The sequence below is a fragment of the Anoxybacillus sp. LAT27 genome (genome assembly GCF_022030075.1).
Lineage (GTDB): Bacteria > Bacillota > Bacilli > Bacillales > Anoxybacillaceae > Anoxybacillus > Anoxybacillus kestanbolensis.
The window spans coordinates 1-11,652 of record NZ_JAIWYK010000083.1 but is presented as its reverse complement, the minus strand read 5'-3'; the positions used below and the strand labels follow the sequence as shown (position 1 = coordinate 11,652).

Annotated in this window: 10 protein-coding genes; 6 read left to right on the top strand and 4 right to left on the bottom strand. The window is 43.1% G+C overall.

Annotated features, from left to right (window positions below; all coding sequences use genetic code 11):
- The first annotated feature begins 190 nt into the window (after positions 1-190).
- The 3 genes from LD028_RS08540 to LD028_RS08530 all read left to right on the top strand — a co-directional run bounded on the left by LD028_RS08540 (position 191) and on the right by LD028_RS08530 (position 4,880).
- Positions 191-2,413, top strand: coding sequence for a S8 family peptidase (locus LD028_RS08540; protein WP_237811567.1), 2,223 nt, complete (start codon positions 191-193; stop codon positions 2,411-2,413).
- Between the two features lie 261 nt (positions 2,414-2,674).
- Positions 2,675-4,117: an N-acetylmuramoyl-L-alanine amidase gene (locus LD028_RS08535; RefSeq protein ID WP_237811566.1), complete on the top strand. Its 1,443-nt coding sequence runs from the start codon at positions 2,675-2,677 to the stop codon at positions 4,115-4,117.
- Between the two features lie 13 nt (positions 4,118-4,130).
- Positions 4,131-4,880, top strand: a complete 750-nt coding sequence (locus LD028_RS08530; RefSeq protein ID WP_237811565.1) for an S-layer homology domain-containing protein — start codon at positions 4,131-4,133, stop codon at positions 4,878-4,880.
- Positions 4,881-4,898: 18 nt separating this feature from the next.
- Here LD028_RS08530 and LD028_RS08525 read toward each other — a convergent pair whose 3' ends face one another.
- Both LD028_RS08525 and LD028_RS08520 read right to left on the bottom strand, forming a co-directional pair.
- Entirely contained in the window at positions 4,899-6,242 is a 1,344-nt protein-coding gene (locus LD028_RS08525) for a SpoIID/LytB domain-containing protein (protein WP_237811564.1), read from the bottom strand.
- Positions 6,243-6,244: 2 nt separating this feature from the next.
- Complete coding sequence (locus LD028_RS08520) at positions 6,245-6,463, bottom strand: hypothetical protein (RefSeq protein ID WP_237811563.1); 219 nt, start codon at positions 6,461-6,463, stop codon at positions 6,245-6,247.
- A 224-nt stretch (positions 6,464-6,687) separates the two neighbouring features.
- Here LD028_RS08520 and LD028_RS08515 point away from each other — a divergent pair, with 224 nt between their 5' ends.
- The gene (locus tag LD028_RS08515) at positions 6,688-7,740 is read left to right on the top strand and encodes a glycosyltransferase family 4 protein (protein WP_237811562.1); all 1,053 of its coding nucleotides are present in this window, start codon (positions 6,688-6,690) and stop codon (positions 7,738-7,740) included.
- Positions 7,741-7,771: 31 nt separating this feature from the next.
- Here the strand turns inward: LD028_RS08515 and LD028_RS08510 are convergent, their stop codons facing one another.
- Both LD028_RS08510 and LD028_RS08505 read right to left on the bottom strand, forming a co-directional pair.
- Positions 7,772-8,794 (bottom strand): LCP family protein, encoded by a 1,023-nt coding sequence (locus LD028_RS08510; protein WP_237811561.1) that lies wholly within the window; start codon positions 8,792-8,794, stop codon positions 7,772-7,774.
- A 92-nt stretch (positions 8,795-8,886) separates the two neighbouring features.
- Positions 8,887-9,525 (bottom strand): YigZ family protein, encoded by a 639-nt coding sequence (locus tag LD028_RS08505; protein WP_237811560.1) that lies wholly within the window; start codon positions 9,523-9,525, stop codon positions 8,887-8,889.
- Positions 9,526-9,718: 193 nt separating this feature from the next.
- On the opposite strand from LD028_RS08505, the gene LD028_RS08500 reads away from it, so the two are divergent.
- Together LD028_RS08500 and LD028_RS08495 are read left to right on the top strand one after the other, a co-directional pair.
- On the top strand, positions 9,719-10,882 hold the full coding sequence (locus tag LD028_RS08500) for a sensor histidine kinase (RefSeq protein ID WP_237811559.1): 1,164 nt from the start codon (positions 9,719-9,721) through the stop codon (positions 10,880-10,882).
- Positions 10,879-11,559 carry a response regulator gene (locus tag LD028_RS08495; RefSeq protein WP_237811558.1) on the top strand — a complete coding sequence of 227 codons (681 nt, stop codon included), beginning with the start codon at positions 10,879-10,881 and terminating at the stop codon, positions 11,557-11,559. Before LD028_RS08500 ends, LD028_RS08495 begins: the two co-directional genes overlap by 4 nt.
- The last annotated feature ends 93 nt before the right edge of the window (positions 11,560-11,652 follow it).

Here is an 11,652-nt window from a genome sequence, read left to right as displayed (position 1 = left end):
CTTGCGGGTTCGCCTAGAAACAGCTAACATACTTTAATGGCAGATGCAAGTACATCTTTTGGTGATGAACCTAAAATGTTAAAAAACTATTATTTTTTAGTTAATTATCTATTTTTATGAAGTTAAAGTTTTTGGCTATTCTTGTCGAAATGGACGCGATACAATGGAAGTACGTAGGAGGGAATTTCATATGAGTAGATGGTTATGGCTATCATTTATTTTTCTTTTTATCCCACAAGTCGTTTGGGCGAGTGAAAAAGAAGAATGGATCGTTCAAGTTCGACACGCCTCGGACGTTCGACATCTTCAACCGTACGTTGTGGATACGATCGGGACGTTTGTGAAAGTGGCGGTAACAGAAGAAGAGCGAGAAAACATATCTCGTTTACCGTTTGTGTTAAACATGGAGAAAAACGACATCAAACGAGCGGCTGTCGATGATCCGTTGTTTTCGGAGCAGTGGTCTTTAGCGATGATTGATTGGCATATCCCCTCGTTAACATCTATAAATCGGCTAATTGGTAAACAGATGATTGTTGATGGACGAGAATACGTGTACGATGGTAAATCGTTTGAAGGGGAACATATCGTCATTACGCTCGGAGAAGAAACATTATCTCGCCTTTCTGTCACAGTCGATCATATCGAAGGACCGTGGCGTATACAAGTGAAAGATGAAACAGGGGCGATGTTAGGGGAGAACGAAGGAGAACTTGCTCGTCTGGATGTTCTTCTCTCTCGCCCTTCCTCAACGGTTCATTTATATGTTATGTCACCAAATTGGACGAATCGTCCGCGCATCGTGGAGTTGAAAGGGGTCAATCATGTCATTGTGGCGATTGTCGATTCGGGTGTCGCACTGCATGAAGATTTGAACGATCATGTGCTGTATAGTGTAAGCGTTGATTATGCAGAAAACAAGCGGTATGCGGATGATACGTTTGGGCATGGGACGCATGTGACAGGCATTTTAGCTGCTAGTGTCAATAACGGAAAAGGGATAGCAGGACTCATTGGAGATGCGCCAATCGATATTTTGCCGATTAAAGTGTTGGATCGTTACGGGGTCGGCGGTGATTTTGAAATTGCAAAAGGAGTGAAATATGCCCTCGATCACGGCGCTTCCGTTATTAATTTAAGCTTAGCTGGTCAAGGAGAGACGGAAGTGTTAAAAGCGATCATTGAAGAAGCTGTAAAACGGGGCGTGCACGTCGTGGCGGCGGCTGGCAATAGCCATATGCCAACGACAAACATTTATCCTGCTAGTTATCCTGGGGTCATTACGGTAGCGGCGGTTGATCGGAAACAAATGCCGCTTTCTATTTCAAATTATGGTTGGGACGTAGAAATAAGCGCCCCAGGGGATTTTTTAATAAGTACATATTTGTCTGGCTATCGTGCGTTGCGTGGAACATCAATGGCAGCTCCGCACGTCTCTGCATTACTCGCTATATTGCGCGCGATGTATCCTGAAGAAGATGCGATTCAGCTTCGTAAACGTGTATGGAAAACAACAAAAGACGTGTATTGGCGTGGATATGATATGTATACCGGATATGGGATGATCCAATGGCAACAAGCGCTTGCGTTATCGGCTCCACTAGGTATCGATTGGCTCAATTTACAACCGGGGCAGCCTATCGAAAAAAATCGCACATATATTTTAGCGTTATCCTCTCCATTTGTCGGGAAACAAGGTCATCTTTTTGTGAATGGAAAGCTCGTTTATTCGTTTAACGTAGATAGGGAAATGATGTCGTTTCGCTTATTTGATTTAATGAAACAGCAAGGGGATGTGGCGGTAGTCATCACGGACGAGAAACGAGTGATCGCTTCCGATGTTCGTGCTGCCCCTATTCGGCCAACGCCGTTTTCGGATGTAAAGAAAACATATTGGGCGTATAGCGATATTTTACAGGCGCAACAGTTAGGAATGATACGCGGGTATGGAGATGGTACGTTTCGTCCAAATAACTCTCTCACGCGTCGCGAAAGTATTGTAATGCTTGCTCGCCTATTCGATTGGGAAGCGCCATCTTTGTTGTCCACTCCTTTTGTCGATGTGCCATTGACAACTACAAATGCGCTGTTAGTAGCAACAGCGGCGGAAAAAGGAATTGTGAAGGGGGCAGGGGGAAAAGCGTTATTACATGAGCGGCTGACACGAGGACAGCTTGCTTTACTCCTCATGCGTGCACTTCAACTAGAAAATGAACCGATTCGCTCTGTTTACCCATTTCAAGATGTGAAACAACAGGAAGTGTGGAAAGCGGTGCAATTGCTAGCGGAACGCGGGATTGTTGCAAAAGCCCCATATTTTCATCCGAATGAGCCGGTAACGAGAGCGCAAATGTGTGCCATAATCGTGCGAGTGTCGACGCTAGTTCGACAACATTCGACAAAATCGGCATAAAAAAAGCCCCGCCATTTCCAAATGACGGGGAGGCTGACTTAGCAACCAAAACCTTATCGCATAAGTAAGTATAGCCGTTTTTTCAAAAAAAAACACTACAAAAATAATAACTTTGTTGTATATTTTTGTCGTTTTGTGTCGTTATTTGTCGAAAAAGATTGGGGGATTTGTCGAATAGAAAAATGTGCATCATCGGGTATGGAAAAGGTTAGAATTGTTTGTTATGCTTAAGGATAGAAAAATGTCGAAAGGGAGAAGAACATGCTGGGGAAACGACGCGTATATTGTCTAATTATCGTTTTTCTTGCTTTGTTTTCTGTTGCTTCACCTAGTTGGGCGAATACGGAACTAAAGCAAGCAGAGCGATTCGTTGATGTCACGGACGATCATTGGGCAAAAAATGAAATTGATTTTTTAGCAAATGAGCAAATTATTAACGGGTATTTAGTTGGACAAACATCAGAGTTTCGTCCAGCACGACCGGTCACGCGCGCAGAAGCGGCGAAAATGATTGTTAGCGCCCTCAGACAAACAGAGTGGGAAGATGAGAACTTACCGTTTGAGGATATTCCTGAAAAACATTGGGCGCGTGGTTGGATCGCCCGAGCTGTGCAGCTTGGGGTTATGGGAGGAGACGGCACAGCGAATTTCCGTCCAAATGATAGTCTTTCGCGCGCTGAAATGAGCATCATTCTTGTGAACGCTTTTTCGCTCGCAAGTAAAGGGGCAGCAGTCGAGGAAGCAGCGATATTTGAAGATACAGAAGGGCATTGGGCACTCAGACATATTAATCGCTTGTATTATCATGGAATTGCGAACGGAAGGGATGGGAAATTCTTCCCTAAAGATGCTATTTCACGCGCTGAGTTTGCGACATTGTTGGCGCGAACAATGAATGACCAGTTTCGTTTGCCAGAGCCGGATCTCATTGAACAAGGGAAAACGAATGTGCAAGGCATAGTGACAGCCTCTTTGTTAAACGTCCGACAATCACCATCGACGACGAGTGCTGTTGTCGGGAAGTTATCCAAAGGTCAAGTTGTGAATGTGTACGATATCAATGGATATTGGGCGAAAATTGCTTATAACGATCAATTTGCTTATGTGTATAAAGTATATTTAAAGTTGCAAAATATTTCAGGATCCCCGATCGATGGTCGGATCATTGTCGTCGATGCAGGACACGGTGGAAAAGATCCCGGTTCGTTAAGTAATGGAGCGAATGAAAAGGATGTTGTGCTAGAAGTGGCAAAGTTGCTGAAAGGGAAGCTTGAAAAAGCAGGAGCAACGGTTGTTATGACGCGCGAGACGGACGTGTATCCGACGTTGCAAGATCGCGTTGATATTGCGAAAAACAATTATGCGGAAATGTTTGTCAGCATTCATACGAATTCGGCGACGAACACAAGTGCGAAAGGTGCTGAAGTATATTACGATTCATCGACAAATCCGAATGCTGAAGAAAGTAAAAAATTGGCACAATACATTCAAGAAGAAATTGTTCGTATGGCGAACATGGTCGATCGTGGCGTGAAAAATAGCGGATTGTATGTGTTGCGCAACAATAGTGTGACGAGCGTGCTCGTGGAACTTGGATTTATTTCTAACGCCGAAGATCGTGCGAAATTAACGTCAGCAGAGTACCAAAATATATATGCCGAAGCGATTTATCAAGGTATTGTGAAATATTATACGTCGCAATAGAGGGGGTGGCGTGGTGAAAAAATGGATTCTCTCCGTTGTTTCTATTAGCATGCTGTTGCTAGCAGCGTGCGAGCAGGAACATGCGGGGGCAAGTGAAGAACAAGAAATTGCGACGGCGCCGTGGACAGAACAGCAGTTGGCGGATACAAATAGCCGTTTGAATGAAATCGATAAAAAAATGCAACAACTTGAACAGCAGCTAGCCAAAATAAAAACAGCTGCCGATTCGCCACAAGTGTTTAAAGATGTTCCGATTAGCCATTGGGCGTATGTACCTGTTACTCGTCTATATCGTCAAAATATTGTCGGTGGCGTTGGCAACGATTTATTTGCTCCGAAGCAAGCGATTACGCGTGCACAAGCAGCTGCTATGCTTGTGCGGGCGTTTCAACTGCCGCTATCGAATAAGCCATCGATTTTTGTGGATGTTCCCGATTCTCATCCATTTGCGCGCGAAATTATGACAGCTTACGAGGCAGGCTTTGTCGGAGGGTACCCAAACAATCGCTTTGCACCGAAAGAATCGATGAAACGAAAGCATATGGCAATGGTTATTCAACGCGCTTTTCGTTTGCAAGCAACATCTGTCCCGTATGCAGGGTATAAAGATGTTCACGATCAAACACAAGGTGCGTTAGAAATTCGTATCATTTCCCAACACGGCATTGCAGAAGGGGATAACGGTTATTTTTATCCAGAACAACCGACGACCCGCGCTCATTTTGCGGCATTTATGGATCGAGCGCTACAAAAAAATAAGTAGGCTGTGCACGAACACAGCCTACTTTATTTTTTTCACTTCGATTCCTTTGTAGTAGTATTTTAAAATTTGATCGTACGTAAACCCTTTTTCCGCCATCGAACGCGCGCCCCATTGGCTCATGCCGAGTCGATGTCCCCAGCCATTGCCTGTGAACGTAAATTCCGTTGGAGCGGTCGGATAGTACATCGTTTCGTTTTCTGTCCGAATCGAAGCATTTCCTGTTGCGATCGTCGTTTGTCCGCTAGTTGTTTGGAGCGCATAGCCAGCGATGTGATCAACTGTCTGCTCGGATCCGTCTGCTCGTTTAATTTTCACGTTTGCATTGCCTTTTACATCGAAAGCGATACTTTTTAATGAAATGCCGAAAAATGAACGAAATGAATCTGCCGATGAGACAAATGAAGGGCGCGCCTGTATTGTACGTTTTTGCCCTGTCGTTGGATTGTACACCGTTGCCTCCATTTGTTGCACGCTTCCGGCATTTGTTTTTTGTGTGACACGAAGCGATACGACTTGTTCGTTTGTTAGTTTAAATTTCATTGACACGACATTTGTTGCCACTTTGGCGTTCCATCCATAATGTGGATTGCTTTTGTGACGATCGTACGGATCAGAAACAGAGCGAATATACGGAACGGTACTGCTCCATACATTTTCGCTATTTTCTGTATTTCCACCTGAACTTGAGTGAAAGTAGGCAGGAATCGGTTCATTTTGATATGTGGCATATACACCTGCCGTTTCATTGACGGCTGCTGTTGATGTTGCTTGTTCCTTTGATTTTCCGCCGTATACTTGGCTAGCAACGGTCATTTGTAAAAATGATGACTTTTTCAGTTGAGCGTATGCATAGCTGCGCGCCGCCACCGCTTGTGCTTTTAACGCTTCTTTATGCCAAGAAGCAGGCATTTCTCCAGGGACGACACCTTTTAAATAGTCTTCTATGTCTAACGTATTAAATAAGTTTGGCGTCGTTGATCCTGGTGTAATTTCAAACGAACCGCGGTATTTTACAGGTACTGATGTACCGTTTGCTTGTTGAATGCTACCGATGGTCACATCGTTTTGATCGTTTTGTGTCACTTCATCTAACAAAAAGCCGCTTGTCGATGTGTAAGACACGCCGTTGATTGTTGCCACGACAGCCCCGTTCGTTTGTGAAAAAGCAATCGGATTTGTAAATGGGATCACTTGCTTTGTTTTTAAATCAATGAGTTGATAGTTTCCATTCGCTGTTGCAAGAAACGTGGCGGTTGGTAATAGCTTGACTTTTACAGGTGTCGGATACGATGCAGCATCAACAGACATCGGAATGAATAAAAACGTGATGAGAGCGAATGCGATCCATCGAATATGTTTCATCGTCATTTCGCCGCCTCTAATTGTTTTTGAAGCTTTTCTACTTCTTGTTCAAGCTGTTGCACACGCTGCTCAAGCTTTGTGACGCGATCATTTAATGGATTGATTTTTGCTAGCACCCATTCTACGCTCGCTAAAACAGGTTCATTGTCTGCCAACGCTTTCGATGCAGAAACGGTTAACATCGCTGTAAGCAACATGATGACGATCGTTCTTTTTCTCACGGTTCTCTCCTCCCTTAACTCTATCTACCTCACATTATATCAAATGATTTCAACAAAAAGGACGAAAATGTAACAAAATTCTAGTTTTCTATTTTCCATTTGTCGATTTCAAAATTTATGGTATAATGTCTGATAGGTTTGCGAAAAGAGATGGTAGAAAGTGTTACTTTTTAAGCAATAATTGATTGAAAAATCGGGAATGCTAACGAATAGGGAGGTTTCCTATGGTTTATGTCACCTTATTTCTTTGTTTTGTTTTAGCTGTGCTTATTACGCCTGCTGTGAAGTGGTTGGCGTTTCGGGTCGGAGCAACAGACAAACCAAATCAGCGAAAAGTTCATCAAAAAATTATGCCACGTTTAGGTGGATTAGCGATTTTTATTAGTTTTATTATCGGTTACTTCGTATTGAAGCCAGCTAGCCCGTACGCAACAGCAATTGTCATCGGAGCAACGATCATCGTGTTAACGGGCGTGCTTGATGATATATATGAGCTACCGCCGAAATGGAAGTTGCTCGGTCAAATCATGGCAGCTGTTGTCGTTGTGTATGGTGGCATTCGAGTCGATTTCATTAACTTGCCGTTCGGTGGTCATTTGGAATTTGGGTTATTAAGCATCCCAATCACGATCCTTTGGATTATTGGGATTACAAATGCGATTAACTTAATCGACGGGTTGGACGGCTTAGCTGCTGGCGTATCGTCGATTGCGCTTGTCACGATTGCCGGAATGGCGGCGACGATGGGCAATACGTACGTATTCGTTTTTGCGATGAGTTTATTATTGCTCGGAAGTACGCTCGGTTTTCTATTATATAATTTCCATCCGGCGAAAATTTTTATGGGTGATACCGGTGCATTGTTTTTAGGCTATATGATCTCTGTACTATCGCTTCTCGGTTTTAAAAACGTTACAGTGTTTTCGTTAATTATCCCGATTCTCATTTTAGGGGTGCCAATTTCGGACACGCTATTTGCGATCGTCAGACGGATCGTCAACAAACAACCGTTATCGGCGCCGGATAAGTCGCACTTGCATCATTGTTTGTTGCGTCTTGGTTATAGCCATCGTCAGACGGTTTTAATCATTTACGGTATGGCGGCGATGTTTGGACTAGCTGCTGTCGTATTATCGAAAGCGACGATGTTTGGTGCATTGCTTGTGATCGCATTCGTGTTGCTTGTCGTTGAACTTGTCGTCGAGAAAATTGGTCTTGTCGGGAAAGACTATCGTCCACTGCTAAAGATGGTTCGGGGAATGAAAAAAATATCATAAAAAAGAGGGTGTCGCGCGGACACCCTCTTTTTTACTGTTCTTGAGCGAACTGCTCTGTTTGTGCTTGATAAGACGATACGTCAAGATGTGTTTTTAACGTTTGCTTAATTTCATCTACGGTCGATTCGTCTAGTCGATAGTAATATACACCGCTAATGCGCGCGTCTTCTCCTTTGAGATGGAGCGTCTCAATATTTGCGCCCGCTCCTTTTGTCGCATAAGCGAAGAAACCTTTCATTTCTTCAAACGTTAAGTTCGTTGTCATATTTTTACCGACAGCTTCCATGATATTATCAAATTTCGTTAGTGAATGGACGCTCATCGCTTTTTTGAAAATTGCTTTCATGAGCTCTTGTTGGCGTTTACCGCGTTCGATATCGTTGTCGTATTTACGTGTTCTCGCAAGCGCTAACGCCTCTTCTCCATTTAATTTTTGTAAGCCTGGTTTTAAGTGAATCGCATTTTTGCGATCGTTGGAGTCCATCTCACGAATTTCATAAGGGACATCAAATTCAATGCCGCCAAGCTCATCGACAACATCGACGAACGCTTCAAAGTTCATTTTTACGTAATAATCAACTGGAATGTCAAGCAACTCTTCTACCGTTTCGACCGTCGCTTTCACTCCACCGTATGCATGGGCGTGCGTAATTTTATCGTATTTTTTCTCGATTGGAATATACACGTAAGAGTCGCGCGGAATGCTAAGCAATTTGACTGTCTTATCTTTGACGTTAAATGTTGCTAGGACAAGCGCATCGGAACGTACTGCGCCCATTCCTTTCTTTTGGCGAATGTTGCTGTCGTCTACGCCAATAAATAAAACAGAGATGTTGTCTGCGTTTGGATCAACTTCTTTTATTCGCTTTTCTGATTTTTCTCGTCCGTCAATTTGCTCAAACGATTGCTGAATGACAGATTGTGCTTTATTGAAGAGAAATGTCGCATATGCCCCTCCGCCAATGAGGAGAAGAAGCAATGGAAGCAATACGAACGTCCATATTTTTTTTCGTTTTCTCTTCTTCTTTTTCATATATACTCGTCTATTTTCCATCGTCGTTCCCCTTTTTCAAAAGTTCAACAAATATCGACATGTAAACAATCATCATTTTACAAAATTTTTATGAAGTCGTAAACGAAAATTTTTTACTGTGCGACGTCAAACTCCACATATACGTGCTCGCCTTCTATGATTGTGCTTTTCCCATTTGTCAGTTCGGTCATCCATGCGCGGAATTCGTCTTTTCGTTTTTCTTCAACGTATGTGTCGATCGTGACGTGCTCAGCATAATGAATGTCTTTAATGGAGTAGGTTGAAGCGCGCAGTTCATTTTCGACTTTCCCAAGCCATGTATAGTCGATCGTTGTATGCATCATGCGCATGAGTTTTCGCTCGACGATGCCTGCCGCTTTCAGTCCTTCCGTCACCGCCTTGCCATAGGCGCGCACCAGACCGCCGGCACCGAGTTTGATGCCGCCGAAATAGCGTGTGACGACAACGACCGTGTTTTTTAGTTTTTTCTTTTTTAATACTTCAAGCATCGGAACGCCTGCAGTGCCGCTCGGTTCGCCATCATCGTTTGCTTTTTGGATGTGGTCGTGTTCGCCAATGAGGTAGGCCGAGCAGTTATGCGTTGCATCCCAATGTTTTTTCTTTATTTGTTGAATAAAGCGAATCGCTTCTTCTTCAGTCGTTGCCCGTTCGACATAACTGATGAAGCGTGATTTTTCAATGATGATTTCTGTTTCTCCATATCCTTTTACCGTATAGTATGCCTCTAACAAAGCGGAATCACCTCAAATGTAGATTGGAATGTTATTCGTCTTTTGTCGAAAAATGCTGATGGAAATTGCTGAAACGTGCTATAATAAATTATAAAGCGATATATCCAATGTTCAAAGCAAGAAAAGCGTTTGAATAAAAGTCAGAAAAGTCGTTTTGTTTGACTTTTAGTCATTTTTTCTTTAGGTGGTGTGTATGTCCAATAAAAAGATGAATGCAAAAGAGCTGGACCGAATTGTAAAAAAAATGATTGAGACAGTCGATCAAAGTAAAGCGGAAATTTTTCATATTAGTGAACAATCGCGAAAAGAACATGAGCGGTTGCTTGAAGAGTTACGTCGGACGAAAGAAGAAGTACAACGTGTCATCTTTCAAACAGATAACTTAGAAATGAAAACGAAGTTAGCGCGACAACGGTTGTCGGACGTCAGTAAAAACTTCTCGCGTTATACGGAAGCTGAAATTCGCCAAGCATATGAGAAAGCGCATTCGCTACAAATGGAACTCGCGATGGCACAAGAAAAAGAAAAGCAGTTGCGTCAACGTCGCGATGAGTTAGAAAGACGGCTTGCGGCTGTCAAAGAAACGATTGAACGGGCAGACCATTTAATCGGTCAAGTGACCGTTGTGTTAAACTATTTAAACGGGGATTTCCGTGAATTAAGTGAATTTATTACCGGTGCGAATGAAAAACAAGAATTTGGACTTCGCATTATTGAGGCACAAGAAGAAGAACGGAAGCGCCTGTCGCGAGAAATTCACGACGGTCCTGCACAAATGCTTGCGAACGTCATTATGCGTTCTGACTTAATTGAACGCATTTACCGCGAACGTGGAGCAGAAGAAGCGATTCGTGAAATGCGCGATTTAAAAAAGATGGTTCGCTCCGCGTTGTATGAGGTGCGTCGCATCATTTACGATTTACGACCAATGGCTCTTGATGATCTTGGTTTGATCCCAACGTTAAAAAAATATTTACAAACGATTGAAGAATATCATAAAAAAACAATTACGTTTACATACATAGGAGAGGTGCGTCGCCTGTCCGATCGTTTTGAAGTCGCCATTTTTCGTCTCGTGCAAGAAGCGGTGCAAAACGCATTAAAGCATGCGGAGGCGCAGGAGATTCAAGTAAAAATGGAGCTAAAAAAAGATCATTTGCTGATCGTCGTGAAAGATGATGGGAAAGGCTTTAATCCGAACGAAAAAAAAGATAAAGCATTCGGGTTAATCGGTATGCGTGAGCGAATCGAATGGTTGGAAGGAAAGCTGCATCTTTACTCACAACTTGGACGTGGAACGATTGTGACGATGCACATTCCGATTCAGCAGACGAAAGAGAAAGGGGAACAACAATGAAAACACGCATCGTGTTAATTGATGACCATAAATTGTTTCGTGAAGGAATTAAACGTATTTTAGATTTCGAGCAAGATTTCGAAGTTGTTGCGGAAGGAAGCGACGGTGACGAAGTGTTAGCGCTTGTTGAGCGATATAAACCTGATGTTGTCATTATGGACATTAACATGCCTCATGTTAACGGTGTAGAAGCCACACGTCAGCTGATTGAAGCATATCCAGATACAAAGGTGATCATTTTGTCGATTCATGATGATGAAAGTTACGTCATGCATGCGTTGCAAACGGGAGCGATGGGGTATTTGTTGAAGGAAATGGATGCGGACGCTTTAATTGAAGCGGTTCGTGTTGTGGCAGAAGGCGGTTCATATTTGCATCCGAAAGTGACGCACAATCTTGTGAAAGAATATCGTCGTCTCGTCGCAGGAGAAGGAGTAGAAAAAGAAAAGCAAAATCAAAGTGTATGTCGTCCGTACCATTTATTAACGCGCAGAGAGTGTGAAGTATTGCAGCTGTTGGCGGACGGAAAAAGCAATAAAGGCATTGCCGATGCGCTATTTATTAGCGAAAAAACAGTGAAAAACCATGTAAGCAATATTTTACAAAAGCTAAATGTTAACGATCGGACGCAAGCCGTAGTCGTTGCGATTAAAAACGGTTGGGTCGAAGTGAAATAAGGTTGTCGAGTGGATTCGACAACCTCAGACTGTTGACAAAATGGTTGGAAGACACCTGTCTTTCAACCATTTTGTTCCATTTGGGCATTTGTC